25 protein-coding genes are annotated in these 21,652 nt (G+C 36.3%); 1 reads left to right on the forward strand and 24 read right to left on the reverse strand.

Annotation, left to right across the window (positions count from 1 at the left end):
• Positions 1-40 precede the first annotated feature (40 nt).
• The 5 genes from ACWG42_RS09265 to gpr form a co-directional block, all read right to left on the reverse strand.
• Positions 41-736 (reverse strand): MIP family channel protein, encoded by a 696-nt coding sequence (locus tag ACWG42_RS09265; protein ID WP_455791777.1) that lies wholly within the window; start codon positions 734-736, stop codon positions 41-43.
• 108 nt (positions 737-844) lie between these two features.
• Positions 845-1,777, reverse strand: a complete 933-nt coding sequence (gene fmt / locus ACWG42_RS09270) for a methionyl-tRNA formyltransferase (protein ID WP_455791779.1) — start codon at positions 1,775-1,777, stop codon at positions 845-847.
• Positions 1,778-1,826: 49 nt separating this feature from the next.
• Entirely contained in the window at positions 1,827-2,123 is a 297-nt protein-coding gene (locus ACWG42_RS09275; protein ID WP_455791781.1) for a hypothetical protein, read from the reverse strand.
• Between the two features lie 11 nt (positions 2,124-2,134).
• Positions 2,135-3,013 (reverse strand): stage II sporulation protein P, encoded by an 879-nt coding sequence (locus ACWG42_RS09280; RefSeq protein ID WP_455791783.1) that lies wholly within the window; start codon positions 3,011-3,013, stop codon positions 2,135-2,137.
• A 74-nt stretch (positions 3,014-3,087) separates the two neighbouring features.
• Positions 3,088-3,963, reverse strand: coding sequence for a GPR endopeptidase (gpr, locus tag ACWG42_RS09285; RefSeq protein WP_455791784.1), 876 nt, complete (start codon positions 3,961-3,963; stop codon positions 3,088-3,090).
• Positions 3,964-4,067: 104 nt separating this feature from the next.
• Between gpr and rpsT the strand changes: the two genes are divergently transcribed.
• Positions 4,068-4,334 (forward strand): 30S ribosomal protein S20, encoded by a 267-nt coding sequence (rpsT, locus tag ACWG42_RS09290; protein ID WP_455791786.1) that lies wholly within the window; start codon positions 4,068-4,070, stop codon positions 4,332-4,334.
• Between the two features lie 86 nt (positions 4,335-4,420).
• On the opposite strand, the gene rseP is transcribed toward rpsT, so the two are convergent.
• From rseP to lepB (ACWG42_RS09385), 19 genes are all read right to left on the reverse strand, one after another.
• Positions 4,421-5,488, reverse strand: a complete 1,068-nt coding sequence (gene rseP / locus ACWG42_RS09295; protein ID WP_455791788.1) for an RIP metalloprotease RseP — start codon at positions 5,486-5,488, stop codon at positions 4,421-4,423.
• Positions 5,489-5,490: 2 nt separating this feature from the next.
• Entirely contained in the window at positions 5,491-6,651 is a 1,161-nt protein-coding gene (locus ACWG42_RS09300; protein WP_455791789.1) for a 1-deoxy-D-xylulose-5-phosphate reductoisomerase, read from the reverse strand.
• A complete protein-coding gene (locus ACWG42_RS09305) occupies positions 6,648-7,421 on the reverse strand; it encodes a phosphatidate cytidylyltransferase (RefSeq protein WP_455791790.1) in 774 nt (257 codons plus the stop codon). Before ACWG42_RS09305 ends, ACWG42_RS09300 begins: the two co-directional genes overlap by 4 nt.
• A 1-nt stretch (position 7,422) precedes the next feature.
• Positions 7,423-8,127 carry an isoprenyl transferase gene (locus ACWG42_RS09310; RefSeq protein WP_455791792.1) on the reverse strand — a complete coding sequence of 235 codons (705 nt, stop codon included), beginning with the start codon at positions 8,125-8,127 and terminating at the stop codon, positions 7,423-7,425.
• A gap of 124 nt (positions 8,128-8,251) precedes the next feature.
• Positions 8,252-8,794, reverse strand: a complete 543-nt coding sequence (gene frr / locus ACWG42_RS09315; RefSeq protein WP_455791794.1) for a ribosome recycling factor — start codon at positions 8,792-8,794, stop codon at positions 8,252-8,254.
• A 3-nt stretch (positions 8,795-8,797) separates the two neighbouring features.
• The gene (gene pyrH / locus ACWG42_RS09320; protein ID WP_455791796.1) at positions 8,798-9,511 is read right to left on the reverse strand and encodes a UMP kinase; all 714 of its coding nucleotides are present in this window, start codon (positions 9,509-9,511) and stop codon (positions 8,798-8,800) included.
• A 137-nt stretch (positions 9,512-9,648) separates the two neighbouring features.
• Complete coding sequence (gene tsf, locus ACWG42_RS09325) at positions 9,649-10,539, reverse strand: translation elongation factor Ts (RefSeq protein WP_455791797.1); 891 nt, start codon at positions 10,537-10,539, stop codon at positions 9,649-9,651.
• A 19-nt stretch (positions 10,540-10,558) separates the two neighbouring features.
• Positions 10,559-11,521: a 30S ribosomal protein S2 gene (gene rpsB / locus ACWG42_RS09330; RefSeq protein WP_455791799.1), complete on the reverse strand. Its 963-nt coding sequence runs from the start codon at positions 11,519-11,521 to the stop codon at positions 10,559-10,561.
• A 213-nt stretch (positions 11,522-11,734) separates the two neighbouring features.
• Complete coding sequence (xerC, locus tag ACWG42_RS09335; protein ID WP_455791801.1) at positions 11,735-12,643, reverse strand: tyrosine recombinase XerC; 909 nt, start codon at positions 12,641-12,643, stop codon at positions 11,735-11,737.
• Between the two features lie 2 nt (positions 12,644-12,645).
• Entirely contained in the window at positions 12,646-13,938 is a 1,293-nt protein-coding gene (gene trmFO / locus ACWG42_RS09340; protein WP_455791802.1) for a methylenetetrahydrofolate--tRNA-(uracil(54)-C(5))-methyltransferase (FADH(2)-oxidizing) TrmFO, read from the reverse strand.
• Entirely contained in the window at positions 13,935-16,142 is a 2,208-nt protein-coding gene (topA, locus tag ACWG42_RS09345) for a type I DNA topoisomerase (protein ID WP_455791804.1), read from the reverse strand. Before topA ends, trmFO begins: the two co-directional genes overlap by 4 nt.
• 74 nt (positions 16,143-16,216) lie before the next feature.
• Positions 16,217-16,945 carry a DNA-processing protein DprA gene (gene dprA / locus ACWG42_RS09350; RefSeq protein ID WP_455791805.1) on the reverse strand — a complete coding sequence of 243 codons (729 nt, stop codon included), beginning with the start codon at positions 16,943-16,945 and terminating at the stop codon, positions 16,217-16,219.
• A gap of 90 nt (positions 16,946-17,035) precedes the next feature.
• Positions 17,036-17,989, reverse strand: a complete 954-nt coding sequence (locus ACWG42_RS09355; protein ID WP_455791807.1) for an SPFH domain-containing protein — start codon at positions 17,987-17,989, stop codon at positions 17,036-17,038.
• Positions 17,990-18,012: 23 nt separating this feature from the next.
• Positions 18,013-18,444, reverse strand: a complete 432-nt coding sequence (locus ACWG42_RS09360; protein WP_455791808.1) for an NfeD family protein — start codon at positions 18,442-18,444, stop codon at positions 18,013-18,015.
• Positions 18,445-18,450: 6 nt separating this feature from the next.
• Positions 18,451-18,828: a hypothetical protein gene (locus ACWG42_RS09365; protein ID WP_455791810.1), complete on the reverse strand. Its 378-nt coding sequence runs from the start codon at positions 18,826-18,828 to the stop codon at positions 18,451-18,453.
• Positions 18,829-18,952: 124 nt separating this feature from the next.
• Entirely contained in the window at positions 18,953-19,582 is a 630-nt protein-coding gene (locus ACWG42_RS09370) for a ribonuclease HII (protein WP_455791811.1), read from the reverse strand.
• The gene (gene ylqF / locus ACWG42_RS09375) at positions 19,572-20,435 is read right to left on the reverse strand and encodes a ribosome biogenesis GTPase YlqF (RefSeq protein WP_455791812.1); all 864 of its coding nucleotides are present in this window, start codon (positions 20,433-20,435) and stop codon (positions 19,572-19,574) included. Before ylqF ends, ACWG42_RS09370 begins: the two co-directional genes overlap by 11 nt.
• Positions 20,425-21,018, reverse strand: a complete 594-nt coding sequence (lepB, locus tag ACWG42_RS09380; RefSeq protein ID WP_455791813.1) for a signal peptidase I — start codon at positions 21,016-21,018, stop codon at positions 20,425-20,427. The genes ylqF and lepB (ACWG42_RS09380) overlap by 11 nt, the downstream gene beginning before the upstream one ends.
• Positions 21,015-21,611, reverse strand: a complete 597-nt coding sequence (lepB, locus tag ACWG42_RS09385) for a signal peptidase I (RefSeq protein ID WP_455791815.1) — start codon at positions 21,609-21,611, stop codon at positions 21,015-21,017. Before lepB (ACWG42_RS09385) ends, lepB (ACWG42_RS09380) begins: the two co-directional genes overlap by 4 nt.
• Positions 21,612-21,652: the final 41 nt, after the last annotated feature.

The following is a 21,652-nucleotide window of genomic DNA, read 5'->3' on the forward strand; positions in this document are numbered from 1 at the left end:
AAAGGAACGTCCCATTAGGGTGCGTTCCTTTTTGTATTTCTTATGCTTTTTCTTCAGAATTTAAGAACTTCCAAACGATTGCCGCAATAGCAGCTCCAACTAATGGTGCTAAAATAAACACCCAAACCTGAGCTAATGCTTCTCCACCAGCTAATAAAGCAGGCCCTAAGCTTCTTGCAGGGTTTACAGATGTTCCAGTGAATGGAATACCTAAAATATGAATCAAGGTTAATGTTAACCCAATAACTAATCCCGTTGTAGATGCATTTTCGCTTTTACTAGTAACTCCAAGGATTGCTAGAATAAAAGTAAATGTTAATACAATTTCTACTACGAAGGCTACCATCATTTCCGTATTTAATGCACTAGCAGCTCCAAATCCATTGGTTCCTAATGAAGCATTTGAACCAAAGAAGAAACATAACAATCCAGCACCAGCAATACCACCAAGTACTTGCGCAACAACATAACCAACGAAATCTTTGGCATCTAGTTTTTTAGAAATAAACATTGCTAGAGATACCGCAGGGTTGATATGACATCCAGAAATATTCCCAATAGAATACGCCATTGCGACAATGGATAAACCAAATGCAAATGCAATCAATAACGTTGATAATGCCAAAGGTACCTCCGTACCAATTTTTGAAACTAGAGTATTGGCAGCCACTGCACTACCACAACCAAATGTGACCAAAACAGAAGTACCAATAAATTCAGCTACATATTTTTTCATACATAATCCTCTTTCTTTCTATTCATCATGTATCATGACGAAAACAATATAGCACACAATTTCACATAAATGTAAAATTCTTAAAAAAAAGATCTTTCACAAGATCCTTTACTTAAAACATTTCCCTACCATTGCTTTCCCCGCTCCATTAAAGAACGATTTGGCATCACTTTTCGCTTTCCCTTCCATCTGTATTTCATCTACTATAATAATTCCTTGCTTTGCTCCAATTGCAAAGCCATTCTCTTGATACCCTAATACTTCCCCTGCCTTTTGCATTTTATCATTTTTCATCATTCGTACTTTATGAAATTTGACTTTTTTTCCATCCATAAGCGCATATCCACATGGCGTTGGTATTAAACCACGGATATGATTGTATACATCTTGTACATTCCTATGGAAATCGATCCATTCCTCTTCTTTTTGAATGGTATATGCAAAACTTGCCTGCTCTTCATCTTGTTCCACAAACACTGCACTTCCATCTATAATCAAAGGGATACTTTCAGACAATAAAGCAGCTCCAGCAACTGCTAGTTTCTCATATAGAGAGCCCATTGTATCCTCTTGTTCGATTTTCACACGACATTGAGACATTACGGCACCAGCATCCATTTTCGCTACCATGCGCATAATGGATACTCCACTTTCCATATCGCCATTGATAATTGCTTTATGAATAGGAGCGCCTCCTCTTAACTTAGGTAATAAGGATGCATGTACATTGATACTTCCAAAGGTAGGCATTTGTAAAAGTACATCTGGAATAAATTGTCCATACGCACACGTCACAATTAAATCTACATCCAACTTCATAAGCATTTGATAATCATCTCTAATTTTTATTGGTTGATACACTGGTATGTTATGTTCAAGGGCAACTTGTTTTACTGGAGACATTTGATATTCTTGTTTACGACCAACACGTTTATCTGGTTGTGTAACCACTCCAATTACTTCATATTCATCCTTCATCAATTGCTCAAACATAGAAACCGCAATCTCAGGAGTACCCATAAATAATATTTTGATTGACATTTCACTCACCTCAGCAAAAATTATAACATGTTTTTGTCAGAAAGGTGCGCTAATTTATAATTCCATCAAAGACTTCAGAAAAGGTCACCACAGTTCCTTTAATCGCATCTACCACAAACTCACTGCTTTTCTTTGCCAATTTCCCTGCAGCATTATCTTCAATATCATTTAATGTGCCACTATTTCTTTGGGTGTTGATTTCCTTTTGTAAGGCAATATCATCTTCAAATTGATCCACTTGTTTCTTTAGGTCATCTTGTGTAGGCGAATCATCCTTATGAAGCATATACGAACCAATTGAAACAAGCAAACAAATTAATAATGCATCCGCTAAAAATCTTTTCATAAGTATCCCTCCTAGTTTAAAAGATCATGGATTCCATCCGCAATATATCCAAGGGTATTGCTCACTTCTTCAAACGTATTTACATCCCCACCAACTTCCATAAGCACAACATTTTCATGGACTTCTTGATTATAAAACGCCTCTCTTGTCATTACTGACCTCATTATACCATTCAACTTTGTGTTCATAATGTCAGTTAATGTCGTTGAAGTTTTGGTAACATGTTCCGCATTTTTACCAAGCCCTCCCACCACCATCATGGCAGTCGCATATTGTTTTCCGTTCGCTTCGATATAACTAGCGGATCGTGGAATGCTATCACGATGCAAATCGATGCATAAATCAAATCCACCATAATTCACCAATGCATCATTCAAATATTTATAAGAAACAACATAGGACTTATTATAATCCAATCCTAAAGAATCTCTATATTTTACAAAATCATTCGTTTCTAAAATCACTTTAAAACCTTTATCTTCAAGGTGCTTTGCTAGAATGGCGCCTGCATCTAGTACTGTTTTACCACCTTCATACCCTTCTTCTTGATGCGTGTTATAAATATATATTTTCTTTTGGTTCGTCGTATCGCTATTGTTATCCTTCTCCGGTGTTTGCGTTGGTGGTGTAGGGACAACGGGTGGATTATCTTGCGTTGTTTCTACCTCGATATCTTCTTTTGGGATAGTCAAATTAGAATTGTAAGATAACACGTTTAAATGATCTTTCAAAGAAATGCTTTGATCCATGGTTTTTTGATGATAAACAAGTGAGTTCAACCAATCCTTCGAACTTACAAAGGTGCTTTTTAAACCATTCATAAAAGGTGTTAAACAAAGGAACAAAAAAATTACACATACTTTTATTATAATTTTTACTGATGATTTCAAAAAAACACCTCCCTTTTCCATCGTATGAAAAGGAAGGCTAATTCATTCTTATGACTACATTACAAAAATCGACATTAGAGGTTTTCGTAATCTGGATGAAGGAAATAATTCAAGCTTTCTGAAACAATATAAATCAAGTGTTTTAATTCATCATCCATTGTTTTTGGTGTTACTACAAGATCTAAATGCTTTGCATCATACAACAAATCCAGTACCCCTTCTTCTTGTATGTCACTTTCTTGTAATGCTTCTTTGATAATTGCCCCAACGCTTGTGACAGTGGCAACTCCAATGGCAATCACAGGAACATGCAACGTTTTTTCATCTAGTGAACGACGATGATTTCCCACACCACTTCCTGGTTGAATTCCAGTATTGTTAATTTGAACAACACGATTGATTCTTCCAATATTTCGCGTAGCCAATGCATCGACCGCAATAATTAAATCTGGTTGAAACTGCGTCGCAACACTTTCTATAATGCGACTAGATTCCAATCCTGTTTGTCCCATAACTCCAGGCTGTAACACCGCAACATTACGTGTTCCTTTTAATGTTTCATGATCTTCATTTTCATACAGATGTGCTGTAACTAGTATTTCATTCGCAACTCCTGGTCCTAGTGCATCAGAAGTAATAAAACGATTTCCTAGTCCAACAATCAATATTTTTTGAAGATTGATGTTCATATGATCCACCAATTCATGAAGACTTTCATCTATCGCTTCAATCATATGTAACCTTGCACTATGATCATTCAAATTTTTACATTCAATGGATACATAGTCACCTTTGCTCTTATGAAGCTCATTTTCTTCTTGTAAGACTTTAATATAATTACTTTTCACAAAATCATTTTGCTTTTCGATATGTTCAAATGTTTGTGAACGTACATCTTGCGTGATAAATTCATCCGCAAAATCGGAACGAATCTGATATTTATTCATCATTCTTTAACACCTCTTCCATAGTATGGATTTTTTTATAGTTATTATTGCTTTTTTAAAATGTTTTTGCTATAATTTAAAGGCAATTGAAAATTAGGAGGTGCGATATGCCACAGATCCAATCACAGAAGAAACGTGTAAAAACTAATAACAAAAGAAATTTGGTTGTAAGTGCTCAGAAGTCTTCATTAAAAACTGCTATCAAAGCTGTACTTACTGCTGTTGAAGCAAAAGATGCCGCTGCTGCTGCCACTGCCTTAAACAACGCAAATTCTAAATTAGATAAAGCAGTTGCTAAGGGTATTCACCACAGAAACTACGCTACAAGACAGAAATCACGTTTAGCGAAAGCTGTTAACGCGTTAGCTGCTTAATAAGCAATAAAGAAACAGGACGTTGTTCTGCTTTTTTTATACCCGCTCAAACAAAAACAAGCACGGTATTATTCGTGCTTGTTTTTTTAAAATAATCTAGTAATATCATTCCATGTCGCAAACAACATGATGCCTACTAACAAAACCAATCCTGCCATCATAACGGCATTTTGAACTTTTTCATTTAGCTTTCTTCCAATCACTGCTTCAATGAGAAGAATGAAGATACGTCCTCCATCCAAAATTGGAATTGGCAATAAATTAAATATTCCGACATTCACAGATAATAAACCTGTTAAAGCCACAATAGATAAGAATCCTTCTTTCGCAACATCTGCAGTTACCTTAAAGATTCCTACAGGTCCACTTAAGTTATTTAAGCCGATACCTTGTATCAATTTACCCAATGCCTCAAAAATCATAGAAACACTTGATACCATTTTTTCCGTACCATAAGGTATAGACTCTAATAATGTAATATCTTTTACAGTATAACTATTAGGATCTTGTAGTACACCCATCATATATTGATTGGTTTCTTTATCTAAATATGGAGTAAGCTTGAGTTCCACTTGTTTTTCATTACGTTCAACTGTGAAGGTCATTTCACCTTGATAATACACCAAGAATTTCGTGACATCACTCCAACTTTCAGGTGTTTCTATTTCATCTCCTTGTTGGATTTTAATGATTCGATCGCCTTCTTTGAATCCTGCTTTTTCAGCAGGTTTCCCTTCACTAACACCAGCTACTACCGGTTGTCCAGGAACAGATACTTGTCCTTGATAAGCAGTGATTCCAACAAATATCACCCATGCAAGTACCACATTCATAAATGCACCAGCAGCCATTACAACAATTTGTTTCCAACGCTTGATACCATTAAGGGTACGTTCATAAGGAATATTTAATTCTTCATCATCTTCCGTACTATCTTCACCTGCCATCGCAACAAAGCCACCAATTGGCAATACACGTAGCGACCAAGCAGTCTCTCCTATTTGTCGTTGCCACAACACAGGTCCCATACCAATTGAGAACTCTTTACAGTATACTCCAAAACGTTTTGCGGCAATTAAATGTCCTAATTCATGAACAATAATAATGGCGCTCATAATCAATACAAATACTATAATACTTATCACATTACCCATACTTATTTAAAACCTCCTTTTGATGCTTCTTTTACATATTCCCTCGCATTGCGATCACTTTCAATCAAATCATCCAAAGTAGGATTTTCTATAAAAGTTGCTTGTTCTACCGCTTCTATAACATATTTTTCAATATCTAAAAATGCAATTTTTTCTTGTAGGAACAAAGAAACCGCCATCTCATCAGCACCATTCATTACAGCACCCAGATTACCACCTTTTCTACCTACATGATATGCTAATTTCAACAAAGGATAGAACTCAAAATCAGGTTTTTCAAAATGCAACGTTGCATAATCACTAAAATTGAACGGTGTAGCATCATACATCGTTAGACGTTGTGGATAAGAAAGCGCATATTGAATCGGCAATCTCATATCTGCTGTTCCTAGTTGTGCAATAATCGCATGATCACGATATTGTACCATAGAATGAATGACACTTTCGCGATGTATTAACACATCAATATCATCGTAATCAATGTCAAACAAATAATGTGCTTCCATTACTTCAAATCCTTTATTCATCATCGTAGCACTGTCAATGGTAATACGGCCTCCCATATTCCAGTTTGGATGTGCCAAAGCTGCCTTAACAGAGACATTCTTCAAATCACTACGTTTCATATCTCGAAAGGAACCACCACTTGCAGTTACTATCAATTTATCAATCTCATGATGCGCATTTCCTTGTAAACATTGAAATATTGCGGAATGCTCCGAATCAATTGGATAAAGTGAAACTTGGTGTTTTTTTAGCGCTTCTTTTACCAATACTCCACCTGCTACTAAGCTTTCCTTATTTGCTAAAGCCACGCATTTATCATGTTCAATTGCCGTTAAGGTTGGAACTAGACCACGAAACCCTACAATCGCATTCACAAAAATATCATAGTCCTTCAAAGAAGCAAGTTCTTTTAACCCTTCTTCTCCAAAATAAAATTCAATATCTTGGTATTGATTTTGTAACTGTTCCATATCTTCTTTATCAGCCACACAAATGTGCTTTACATGAGGCATTCTTTTGATCAATTCATGAAGCATATCTATATTATGTCCAATACTAAACGCAATAATTTTAAATTCATCACAATGATGCTCAACTACATTTATAGTTTGTGTTCCAATAGAGCCACTTGCTCCTAATAATACTAAACGTTTCATAGAGATAACACCACCAATATCATATTAAAACATATAAAATTAAAGACTAAAGAATCTACACGATCCAATACACCACCATGTCCTGGTAACAAATCAGAAAAATCCTTTATATTGAAACTACGTTTGATAGAGCTAAATGCCAAATCTCCGATTTGTCCAGTCACACACATCAAACAACTTCCTAAAAGAATACTCATAACACTTAAATCAGGAATTAAGAAGTACGCAAAAGCAAAGGAAGCAATCGTTCCAATAAACCATCCTCCAATTGCACCTTCCCATGTTTTCTTAGGAGAAATGCGTTCATTAAGCTTATGTTTTCCAAGGAATCTCCCACAAAAATAAGCTCCTGTATCACATCCATAAGTAGCAATAATAATATACCATACCAACAATTTATTTGTTGTAAAAATATGAATAAATGCACTTGCTATTGCATAAAAAAACACAATATAGGCAATGCATAGAAACCCATCTTTCGCATGGAATTTCTGTGTAAACACAGGAATTGAAAGAAATATTAAACAAGCAAATCCTAAAATAGGAAATAAAAGCTTTCCTTGAAAGTATAGCATTAGAAAGACGAATAGAATTGCTAGTGGCTTTGCATAGATTGGCCACTTTCCTTTGTTCTCGCTTAATCCTAACAATTCAATCCCACCAGCAATCACAATGAATGCCAATAAGACTTTAATGAGCCATCCCCCATACACCAAAGGAGGCACTACACAGGCAATTATTAAAAGTGCCGTAATAATCCTAGTCTTCATGTTACAACCCTCCAAAACGTCTGTTTCGTTTGTTAAACTCATCAATGGATGATTGTAATTCAGCTTCTGTAAAATCTGGCCAAGCAACAGGAGTAAATATAAGTTCTGCATACGCTAATTGCCATAACAAGAAATTACTAATACGTTCTTCCCCACTTGTACGAATCATCAAATCCAAAGTTGGCATATGAGAAGTCATCAAATATTGATCAAATTCTTTCTCATCCAAATCATTTTCACGTTTGCCATCAAGAACCTCTTGTGCATACGTACGGGCTGCTATTGTAATCTCACGTTGAGAACCATAATTTACCGCTAAACACAAGATAAGTCCTGTATTCATTTTTGTTTTCTCAACAGCAGATTCAATTACATTTCTTACTTCATCTGGAAAACGTTCAATTTCTCCTAAAAATGTAACCTTGATATTATTCTTAATAAGTTCCGCTAGATATCTGTTAAAAAATAGTTTCGGGAGTTTCAAAAGATAGCTCACTTCATCCTCAGGACGTTTCCAATTCTCTGTGGAAAAAGCATAGCAAGTTAATGCTTCAACTCCTAAATTATTAGCTGCAATTGCAATGCGTCGAATATTCTCTGCACCTTGTTTATGTCCTGCTGTTCTAGGCAATCCTCGTTTCTTTGCCCAACGACCATTGCCATCCATGATGATTGCAATATGGCGAGGTATGACTCTATCTTCCATATATGAACGCCTCCTAATAAGCTATATTTTATATAATAACATTACTATTATACCATAATTTAACTTATGTTAAATAACATGCGTATAAAAAAAGAGGTATTTTATACACCTCTTCCTCATTGTCTTAAACTTTTAGAATCTCAGCAGATTTAGAAGCGACAGCATCATCAATTTTCTTACCATATTTATCGGTAATTTTTTGAATTTGATCTTGCATATCTTTACGATCATCTTCTGTTAATTCTTTATCTTTCTTCACTGCTTCATTTCCATCACGTCTTACATTACGAATCGCAATTTTTGCTTCTTCACCCATTTTATGAGCTTCTTTCGCAAGTTCTTTACGACGATCCTCTGTAAGAGTAGGCACATTCAAACGAATGCATTCTCCATCACTTTGTGGCACTAAACCAATATCAGACATTGCGATTGCACGTTCAATATCTTTTAAAGTTCCTTTATCATATGGAGTCACCATCAATTGGCGCCCTTCTACAACTTTGATTGCAGCCATTTGATTGATTGGTGTTGGACTTCCATAATATTCAAATGCAATATGTTCAAGAATAGCAGCATTTGCCATTCCTGTACGAATGGTTTTTAAATCTGTTTCTAGAACTTCAATTGCCTTGTCCATCTTATGTTGTACTGTTTCCATTACTCCCATGAATTATTTACCTCCCTTTGATATTACTGTTCCCGTAATATCTCCACTAACTGCCTTCAAAATATTACCATGTTCATTCATATTGAATACAACTAAATCAATATCATTATCCATACACATACTTGTAGCAGTTGTATCCATTACCGCAAGACCTTCTTGAATCAAATCCATATATGTGAGTGTATCATATTTCGTAGCTTCTGGATGAGTTTTTGGATCTGCATTATACACACCATCTACTCCATTTTTAGCCATCAAGATTACATCCGCATTGATTTCACTTGCACGAAGTGCAGCTGTTGTATCGGTTGAGAAATAAGGGTTTCCTGTTCCTGCCCCAAAGATTACAACACGTTTCTTTTCTAAATGACGATTTGCTCTACGAACAATGAATGGTTCCGCAACTTTCTGCATTTCTATCGCTGTTTGTACACGTGTAGGAACACCTTCTTGTTCCAACGCACTTTGTACAGCCAATGCATTGATAACTGTTGCTAGCATTCCCATATAGTCAGCTTGCACACGTTCAATACCCATCGTTTCAGCCATTTTCCCACGAATGAAGTTTCCTCCACCAACAACAATTGCCAAATCTACTCCTAATTCATGAACCTCTTTCAATTCTTTTGCTAAAGAAGCTAGAATTTTTGGATCAAATGAATTCCCTGGTGAAGATAATGCTTCACCACTTAACTTTAATAATACACGCTTATACATAGTCACGACCACCTTTTTTTATTTACTGTATATGCTACAGCCCTATCCTCTATATTATAAAGAAAAACCTATAAAAAAGGAAGAGTTAATGCAATTATTTTGTCATATAATGCTAGAAAAAAGGACACATAAGTGTCCTAGTTACCAAATGCTTGGCTCATTACTTCTTCAGCAAAGTTATCTTCACGTTTTTCGATACCTTCACCTACTGCATAACGAACGAAAGAAACTACATCAGCACTGCTTTCTTTTAAGTACTGAGCAATTTTTTGATCAGGGTTCAAGAAGAATTCCTGTTCAACAAGACATAAGTCTTTTAAGTTTTTAGAAACTTTTCCTTCAATGATACCAGCTAATACTTTTTCTGGTTTGTTCGCAAGTTTTTCATCGTTCTTAACGATTTCTACTTGAACTGCTCTTTCATGCTCAACAACTTCTTTTGGCATTTCATCACGGTTCACAAATTGAGGGTTCATACTAGCAACTTGCATTGCTAAGTCTTTCGCAACTTTTGCATCTTCTTTTCCTTTTAATACTACAAGTGCAGAAATTTTTCCACCCATGTGAATGTAAGAACCGAAGAATTCATCATCTGCTTTTTCAACAACTGCGATACGACGAAGAGAAATTTTTTCTCCGATTGTAGCAGTTGCAGTTGTTACGATATCCGCAACGCTTGTTCCATCTACTGTACAAGCTAATGCAGCATCTAAATCTGCAGGTTTCTGAGTTAATAAAACATTCTGTACAGTATCTAATAAACCTAAGAACTGTTCGTTTTTAGCAACGAAGTCAGTTTCTGAGTTTACTTCAAATACAACACCGACGTTTCCATCAGTAGCCACGCGAGACAATCCTTCTGCAGCAATTCTATCGCTTTTTTTAGCAGCTTTCGCAATACCTTTTTCACGAAGCCAGTCGATTGACTTTTGCATATCTCCATCACATTCAGTCAATGCTTTTTTACAATCCATCATACCTGCGCCAGTTGTTTCGCGCAGTTCTTTTACTTGTTGTGCTGTAATCATGTATATATCCTCCTATTTCTTATTCTGCTGATTCTACTGCAGGAGTTGCTACAGGTGCAGCAGTTTCTTCATTTGTTTTTACTTCAGCAGCAGGTCTAACGTTTTCACGTTTTTGGTAAGGAGCTCTAGGACCGTTTCCACGAACTGGACGGTTTCCCATAGGACGACGGTTACGACGTTCTTCATTTCTCTGACGACGACGTCTTTCGTTTTCAGCGATTTGTTCTTCAACGTTAACGATAACATCTGCCATTGTAACATCTGTTTCATTTTCATCGATATTGTGAGCAACGCTTAATAATCCACCTTTTGCTTCAACGATAGCATCTGCCATCAATGTAGTGATCAATTTTACTGAACGAATAGCATCATCGTTAGATGCGATTGGGAAATCTACAGTTTCTGGATCACAGTTAGTATCTACCATTGCAAATACAGGAATACCTAATTTCTTAGCTTCTGCAACTGCATTGTGTTCTTCTTTTGGATCGATTACGAAGATTGCATTAGGCAATTTCTTCATTTCTTTGATACCACCAAGGAAGTTTTCAAGACGAGCTTTTTGTTTCTTAACTTGTGCAATTTCTTTCTTAGGGTATAAATCTAAAGTTCCGTTTGCTTCCATTTCTTCAATTTCAACCAAACGTTTTACACGTTTTTGAATTGTACGATAGTTTGTTAACAATCCGCCTAACCATCTCTGGTTAACGAAGAATGAACCTGAACGTAGTGCTTCTTCCACTACAACAGCTTGCGCTTGTTTTTTCGTACCAACGAACAATACTTTACCACCTTTTTCTGCGATATCTTTCATTGCAGCATAAGCAGTATCGATTTGTTCCATAGATTTTTCAAGATTGATGATATATACACCATTTCTTGAAGCGTAGATATTTGGTTTCATTTTAGGATTCCATCTACGTGTTTGATGTCCAAAGTGCACACCAGATTCCAATAATTTTCTCATTGTAACTACTGACATTTTAAAGTCCTCACTTTCCGTTACGCCTCCATCATTTCTAACAACAGCAACTTATCATCGACGCTTTCAACGCATCTAAAGCACGGGCTGATGAATCCATGATGTGTGTAGTATGCGCGCATTGAATCGCGCACCGTAAAATATTATAACACAAAACTATACAATTACAACCGCTTTTCTTAAAAAACCAAATATAAAACACACCCTTAAGCTTTATTCATGAGCTCTTGGGTGTGCAGTTGTATACGCTTGTTTCAAACGTTCTTGTGTAACGTGTACATAAATCTGTGTAGTTGATAAGGAGGAGTGTCCAAGAAGTTCTTGTACTACTCGTAAATCTGCTCCATTATCTAACAGATGTGTCGCAAAACTATGACGAAACATATGTGGATGAATATGCACATGCAAATTACATTCTTGTGCTGCTTTATCCATAAGGTATTGTACTCCCCTTGTGGTGAGTTGTGTTCCTCTAGTGTTCACAAACACATAGCTATGGGATTCTTGTTTCACCCAAACACCACGCACATGGTCAATGTACTGTAATACCAAATTCCCTGCTGTGTGATAAAAAGGTACAAGTCTTTGTTTATCCCCTTTTCCCACAACACGAAGAATTTGATCATGAAAATCAATATCTTGAAGTTGTAAATTCACAACTTCACTCACACGTAAGCCACAGGCATACATAAGTTCAAACAAAGCACGATTGCGCAACCCTTCCATTTCATCCAAGGAAAAGGAACTTAAAAATAAATCCATTTCATCATAGAATAAAAATTCTGGAATACGTTTTGATTGTTTTGGTGTTTTAAAATATAAGAACGGATTATTTCTAACACCCACATATTCATTAAGGTATCGATAAAACGAACGAAGAGAAGATAACTTTCGAGCGATTGTAGAATTTTTTAATTCTTTCACCATACCCGTACGTGAACGAAGTTCACTTATGAAATTCATCACAACTGTACGATCAACAGAATCAAAATCATCAATCCCCTCTTCCTTTATAAAATCTATGAACTCTTGTATATCACGTTGGTACGCATCTTTTGTATGTGCACTTCCACTGTTAATTTGTGATATATAATTCAAAAAGCGAGTTAATAGTTCTTCCATAGTTAACTGAATTGAGCTGCGTATTCATCAATCACTTCTAAGGCTTGTTTTGCATACGCTTCTTTTCGATCTTTCTTTTTCACATTTACCGCAAGCTTCATAATCCCAAAGTTTGCGTTCATCGGTTGAAAGTATTTTGCACTTGCATGTGTAATATAATGTGCTTGAGAACCCATTACACAAGTATTCGGCAATACCACACATTCTTTCCCCTGTAGGTAGTTTGCCATATTCAAACCTGCAAGTAAACCAGAGGCAGCACTTTCCACATATCCCTCTACTCCACAAAGTTGTCCTGCAAAGAACAAATCATCACGTGTACTATGTTGGTAGGTTGGACGTAATACTTTTGGTGCACATAAATAAGAATTACGATGCATCACACCATAGCGAACAATGGATACTTGTTCAAGTCCTGGAATCATAGAAAGAATACGTTTTTGTTCTCCCCATTTCAAATGCGTTTGAAACCCTACTATATTGTAAAGGGTCGCAACCGCGTTATCTTGACGCAACTGTACAACTGCATATGGCATAGTACCATCTTCTTTTTCCAATCCAACAGGTTTCATAGGACCAAACAACAAGGTCTTCTCTCCACGTCGTGCCATTTCTTCAAATGGCATACACCCTTCAAAGTAAGTTTCTTCAAAATCGTGTAAATCTGCAGTTTCCGCATGGATTAGCGCATCATAAAAAGCATCAAACTCTTCTTTATTCATCGGACAGTTAATATATGCCGCATCTCCTTTATCATAACGAGATTTTATATAAGCCTTCGAAAAATCAATGCTTTCTTTTTCAACAATTGGCGCAGCAGCATCAAAGAAATGAAAATAATCCTCATGTGTATACTCACGAATCGCTTTCGATAACGCATCACTTGTTAAAGGTCCACTCGCAATGATACATGGTCCTTCAGGAATATAATCTACTTCTTCATAAACAACTTCCACAAGTGGATGGTTCTTTATTGTATCCGTAATCATTTTTGAGAAATTTTCTCGATCTACAGCAAGCGCACTACCCGCAGGAACACGTGTTTCATCTGCACAGTGCATAATCAAAGAATCTAAATGACGCATTTCCTCTTTCAAGATACCCACGGCGTTCAATAAGGAATCGCTACGTAAAGAATTGGAACATACAAGTTCTCCAAATAAATCGCTTGTATGTGCAGGTGAAGAAACCACTGGTCGCATTTCCACTAATTTCACAGAAATGCCACGTTTCACTAATTGCCAACATGCTTCACATCCTGCTAATCCAGCTCCTACAATTGTCACTTGACTCATGATTCATCCTCTTTCTTGCTCTTCTTCACTGTTTTCTTCACTACTTTTTTCGCAGTTTTTTTAGTTGCTTTCTTTGGTTTTGTTTCATCTTTCTCTTTTGCCTTTTTTGGATCTTTCTTTATATAACGGCATTTTGGATAATTGCTACAGCCAGTAAAGACTGTCCCAAAACGAGATTTTCTTTGTACAAGTTCATGCCCACATTCTGGACACATTTCACCAGTAGGAACAGGTTCTTCTTTTGGTTTATTACTTTTGATAGTTTTACATGTAGGATAATTACTACATGCCATAAAGGAACCATAACGTCCTTTTTTCATAACCATCTTATTTCCACAGTTAGGACAAATTTCATCACTCACAGATGGTTCTTCATCCTCACTCTTTGTATAGCGACATTCAGGAAAGTTAATACAAGAGATAAATTTTCCATAGCGTCCCACTCGGTAGACAAGTTCCTTGCCACATTCTGGGCACATATCTCCAGTTTTCTCTAGTTCTTTCTTTTCCATATTTTCATACGCATGTTCCAACAATGGTTCAAATTGCGCATAGAACGTACGTACTTCTTCAATGTTATCACGATTACCTGATGCAATTTCATCCAAATGATGTTCCATATTTGCTGTATAGCTAACGTTGATAATATTAGAGAAGAATTCTTGTAATTTTGTATCCGTTAATTCGCCTTGTTCACTTGGAATAAATACCTTGGTCTTACTTCCTTCAGAACTACGTTCTAAAGATACATACCCTCTTGCTTGTAACGTATCAATAATAATTGCATACGTAGAAGGACGCCCAATTCCCTTTTCTTCCAAATCTTTGATCAAACGTGCTTCACTATAACGCAATGGTGGTTCCGTAAAATGCTGTTTCCCTTCTAGTTCAACATCTTTTAAAGTTTCTTGTTCTTCTAGAATTGGCAACATTTCATCTTTTACACTTTCATAGTCGCCATATATTTTTAAATACCCATCAAACGTTAAAATAGAACCATTGGCGCTGAATTCACATCCACCACTCACAATCATAGCATTCACAACATCAGACTTGCTAGGCGCCATTAAAGAAGCTAATGTTCTAGCATAAATTAGCTTATATAGTTTATATTGGTCATTTGTTAAGTATTCTTTGATTGCTTCTGGTGTGTTTTGTACATTGGTAGGACGAATTGCCTCATGCGCATCTTGTGCATTTTCTGAGTTCTTTTGACGCACGCGTCCACGATACTCTTTTCCATATGCAGATTCAATGTAATTTCCACAATCCATAACGAATTGATCACTCAAACGAGTAGAATCGGTACGCATATAGGAAATCAAACCTTCTGGTGATCCACCATGTAGTGCAATCCCTTCATATAGTTTCTGAGCAACTTGCATTGTTTTCTTTGCACCAAACCCTAACTTAGTACTTGCTTCCTGTTGTAGTGTAGAAGTAATAAAAGGCATCTTTGCTTCTTTTTTACGTACTTTCTTTTCAATAGAACGAACAACAAACTCATCACAACGTTCGATGATGGTATCAACATCTTCCTGTGTTTTAAGTTCTACTTTCTTTCCATCCACTTTATTTAAAGAGGCACTGAATGTTTTTCCATCTTTATCCACAAGTGCCGCAAGCGTCCAATACTCTTCACTCTTAAACGCACGAATTTCATTTTCTCTTTCCACAATCAAACGTAACGCAACGGATTGCACACGACCTGCAGATTTTGATTTAATCTTACTTTGTAATAATTTTGATAATTTAAACCCAATGATACGATCAATCATACGTCTCGCTTCTTGGGATTTCACCATTGGCATATCAATTGTTCTAGGCGCATCAAAAGCTTTCGTAACTGCACCTTTCGTAATTTCATTAAAGATAATACGATTTTCATCCGCTACATCCAATTCAAGAATTTGCGCTAAATGCCATGCGATTGCTTCCCCTTCACGGTCAGGGTCACTTGCTAAAAAAACATGGTCACTCTTTTTCGCAAGTGCTTTTAATTCTTTTACAACTGCTCGTTTATCTGTACTTACCTTATATGTAGGTTCAAAATCATGATCCACATCAATTCCAAGCCCACCCTTGCCTGTTGTCGCTAAATCTCTTATATGTCCCTTAGAAGAAACCACATGATAATCGTTTCCTAAGTATTTCTCTATTGTTTTAGATTTGGAAGGTGACTCCACAATTACTAAATTTTTCATTCATTACCTCCTATTTCGAATAAATCACGTATCCTATTATTTGCACATTTTTTTAATTTGTCAAACATTTTATGTTAAATCATGTAAATATCTTCCTCATCTACTAGGATATTAGCACCCTGTGAGATGAGTAGATTACATCCTACTCCATCGATTGAACCAAAATCATGTGGTACACAATAAATTGCTCGATCTAAAGAAATTGCTTCATTTACAGTTAGCATCGTTCCACTTCTTTTCCTAGCTTCTATTACAACAATAGAATCACTCAATGCAGCAATCAGACGATTCCTCCACGGAAAATGATAGGCATAGGGTTTGGAATTGGGTGGATACTCACTGATGATCAAATGATGCTTTCGCATACATTGGTATAGTTGTGCATTTTCTTTAGGATATATCACTTGTAAACCACACCCTATCACACCAATGGTAGACGCATCCAACGCACATTTATGTGCAAGCGCATCAATACCCTTTGCTAATCCAGACACAATCACATACTTTTGTTTTAGGATGTTGGTAACCTGAGTACAGTATTGCATACTTTTTACTTCCGCAATTCTGCTACCAACAATACCACAACTTCTCTTAGTACACAAGCTTAAGTCCCCTTCATAAAACAAAATCCAAGGAGCGTATTCCAAATCCAACAATCTTTTGGGATAATCTTCATCTACAATCGTCACATACCTACCATCATATGGCACATTCTCCCATGCCTCTTTGTTTTTCATGGCTCGTTGTATCTTCTTCCAATCCCCATCGTACTTCCACGCATAATACAAAATAGCTTCTCTCATATAAACTACCTCCTACTATACCTATACGAGATAAACTTGAAAAATCCTAAAAAAAAAGACAGAAATATTTAATTTCTATCTTTTTTGTACTTATTTCTTAGCTTTTGTAACAGTTGCGATGGTTTCTTCTAAAAAATCTTTTTGTGCATCATCCACTAAGATTTCTCTAGCACTTGTTAACATACTTGCCATATTTTGCAAATCACTAGGCACGATCAATTTCGTTGCTTTTCCATCTGCTATCTTTTCATATGTTTCAAGACCCTTCAAACTTAAATACTCTTTTGTAGGATGTGCATTCTTAATCATTTCAATACCACGAGCTTGTGCTTGATAGATTCTCTCCATCGCTTGCGCTTGCCCTTCTGCTTCCGCAATCATTTTCTCTTTTTGCGCAGTTGCACGTAATACGATTGCCTCTTTTTCACCCTCAGCAGTTAAGATATTACTTCTCTTTTCACCTTCTGCACGTAAAATAGATTCACGACGTTCACGTTCTGCACGCATCTGTTTCTCCATTGCTTCTTGAATATCACGTGGAGGAATGATGTTTTTAACTTCCACACGACTTACTTTAATTCCCCATGGATCTGTTGCTTCATCAAGAATTGCACGCATTTTTGTATTGATAATATCACGAGATGTTAATGTTTCATCAAGTTCCAAATCACCAATGATATTACGAAGTGTTGTTGCTGTTAAGTTTTCAATCGCTGTGATTGGTCCAACAACTCCATACGTATAAAGCTTAGGATCTGTAATCTGGAAATATACAACTGTATCAATTTGCATTGTTACATTATCCTTTGTGATTACAGGTTGTGGTGCGAAATCTTTCACCACTTCTTTTAATGTTACTTTGTTACTTACACGGTCAATAAATGGAATCAAAATATGAATCCCAGTATTCCATGTAGAATGATATGCCCCCAGACGCTCTATAACGTAAGCTTTTGCCTGAGGCACAATGCGAATTAGGTACGCTAAAATACCAATGACAACCAATACACCTACTACAAGTCCAATAATTAAGAAAACGTTCATGTTTACCCTTCTTTCTGTATATGTTAGATTACTCGTTTAACGAGTAATTTAGCACCCTCAATTGCGATTATTTTTACTTTTTCTTCTTCTTCAATAACTTCATCATCTACTGGGACAGCATGCCATAAAGAACCACTCACTTTTACTTCTCCCCATTCTTCCTTAGATAGTTTTTTTGTCACTACCGCAATGGACCCAATACAACGATCTGCATTGGTCGCAATTACATTACCACGTAGATAACGTGTTGCTACAGGGCGTACGATTAACATACTCACAAGTGATACTACCACAAAGCATACGATTTGTGTCCAAACAGGTAAATGAATCAAGGCAGCGATTGCTCCAATAGCTCCACCTACCGCAAACCAAATACTCACTAGAGCAGTCGGTGTTGCTAGTTCAATTAAAACTGCCGCAATACATACTATAACCCAAATTAATACCATAGACATTTCATGTCACCCCTTACTTGCACTTAATTCATGCAAATCTGCAATCAGCATATTTTGTTTCTCATCAAACACAGCGTTGATTTTCAAACCATCGATTGGCTGATCAATCATGGCAGATAATTCCTCGATAATCATTTTGTTACTGATTCTGGCATACCCTTTACCAACAGATATCTTATGCAGTTGTGCAAGTGGTACCAGATTGAGATCAATTTCACGTTTAGTAACAGGACAGATACCTAATTGACTATGTGTCTTATCAATTCCTATCATCACCCATCGTACATCTTGAAATATAGATGCAGCGCTACTATTCAACGTTATATTGTTTGGATATAGTGTCAAGATCATGGTATATACATTACCTTTTACCCATTCAAACATTCTGCCACCGCCTTTCTTACTTACATTATATTATTATTCTTATTTTTTTGCAATACTTTTCTTAATTATTATTCATTTTCTTATTTTTCTTATAATTATTATTAAAAAAAGCGGCAATTGCCGCTTATATATCCAATGCTAATTGCATCTGATCCATCTCTGCTACTGGAGCATAAGAATGTCGATAGATATGATCAATTACTCCATATGTATGCATCGCTTCCATGTGTGCTTTGGTAGGATACCCTTTATGTTTTGCAAACCCGTATTGTGGATACAATACATCATACGCCATCATGATATGATCTCTTATCACTTTAGCTAAGATACTTGCTGCCGCAATACTTACACTTTTTTGATCCCCTTTCACCAAAGGAATCACATCCATACTACATTGTGGCAAAGGCATCGCATCACTCAACACGCCATCCGCTTGTTCAAACATTTCTGTTAATTTCTGCATCGCATGTTGTGTTGCACGATAAATGTTTTCTTCATCAATAACTTTAGGTTCAATAATCAAGATATGATATTCACTAGCCAGTTCTATAATTTCCTTAAATAAGACTTTTCGCTTCTTTTCACTTATCTTTTTAGAATCATATATTTCTTCATGTTCAAATCCAACAGGAAAAGAAACTGCCGCCACCACCAATGGACCCGCCATTGGACCACGTCCCGCTTCATCAATCCCAATGATTTTTGTTTTTCCTTCACTCCACCATTGTTTTTCATATTGATTCTCAGTTTTCATCTGGTAGCTCCCAAGTAATACACCCTAAACGATCATCACGCAGTTCACGTAAAAATGTTTCAATCGTACGTTTAAAATCAATATCTTCTTTATTTCTTAAAAACCCTCGTTTTCTCGCAATCCTTTCAAACATTACATAAGGATCACTATCTATTTCTACCTCATATCGATTCACAATTTTTTGCGGATCATTTTTCAACAAAAACTCCATTGCCCATACTGATATTTCTTCAAGCGGTAAAATTTCATCGCGAATAGCTCCCGTTACCGCAAGTAAAACTCCCACTTGCTCATCCTCAAACTTCGGCCATAAAACTCCTGGCGTATCTAACAATTCTAAGTCTTGATGTACTTTGGACCATTGCAAAGCTTTTGTAACCCCTGGTCGATCTCCCGTTACTGCAATTTTCTTCTTTGATATCTTATTTATAAAAGTAGATTTCCCTACATTCGGCACACCTACCACCATAGCACGCAACGCTCTAGGACGAATCCCTCTTCGAATCATACGATCGATTTTAGGTTTCATCAATTCTCTAGAAGCTGCAACTACCGTTCCTGTAATATTTTCCTTTGGAATATCCAACGCCAATACCTTAGTTGTTTCATTACTTAATGCTTTCATCCACTTTGCTGTCGCTTGTGGTTCTGCTTTATCTTTTTTCGATAGAATAATTAAGCGTGGTTTATCTTTACTTAATTCATCAATCATAGGGTTCTTCGATGCACAAGGTATTCTAGCATCGCGAAGTTCTATAATCATATCCACCATTTTCATCTTATCTTGCATTTCCCTTTTGGCCTTCGTCATATGACCAGGAAACCATTGAATTTGAATCTTACTATCCGCCATTACCAATATACCTCATTTCTTGTATTGGACTTATCACCAATACACCCTTTGCGATGATTTGTTCTCGTTTAAACGCACCAACACTTTCATTTCTAGAATCCAAAGAATTCACGCGATTATCCCCAACCAAAAGATATTCATCTTCTCCAAGCTTTTCTGATACGAAATCATTCGTAAAGTTCACTCGTTCTCCTTGTGCCTTCATAGACTCGACATAAGCCTTATCCAAAAATGGTTCTTTCACTTCTTTTCCATCGATATATAAGACATCGTTCTTATACTCAACTGTTTCATTTGGTAAACCAATAACACGTTTCACCCATAACGCATCCGTATCGTAATTTTTTGCCACAACAACATCAAAGCGTTTGATACTTGTTGTATAAGATGCCGCAACATTGATAAATACCGTCTCATCATCTTTCAACGTTGGATACATCGAAGTACCTCGTACCGTCTCTTTACGTGCAATGAACACAAAAAACAACGAAACTATCACTCCACATATAAAAAACAAACGTATCGTGGAAACAATATTATAAAGAATATCAATTTTATCTGTAGCTTTCTTTTCTTTCATCATTCCGTAACCCTCATTTTACCAAACGGCAAGAATACCACTGCACCCTTTCCTATGATATCAGAACGTTTGAATGGTCCCAGTTGCACAGAATCAATAGATACATATCGATTATCTCCCATCAACCAATATTCATCCTCGCCTAAGGTAACTTTATCAAAATCTTTTGTAAACACTTCGTTTGCATATAATATATTTCGCGCAAAATCATTATCCAAATAGGGCTCTTCAATTGCTAATCCATTTACATACACTTGCTCATCTTTCGCATATACTGTATCTCCAGGTAATGCAATTACCCGCTTGATTACATCTTGATGTAAGTCCGCAGAATAAGCACTTACAATATCCCCATAATCTATTCCACCGAAGTGCCCTGAAAATGCATTTGATAGAATAAATTCTCCACCTTTAAGCGTTGGAAGCATACTGCCTCCATTCACACGCATTGGATGAACTACATAATTGAAAACAAAATAGACAAGAATAAAGCACACTAAAACAATTTTCAACAAAGATAACACATTTGATAAAATCACTTTACCAAGTGTTTCTTTGGAATCTTGTGTATGCTTACTTCTCGCAAGATCATCCATTATGTTTTACCTCCCCATTGTCTAAAATATATAAGAAAAAG

The sequence above is a fragment of the Amedibacillus sp. YH-ame10 genome (assembly GCF_053848885.1).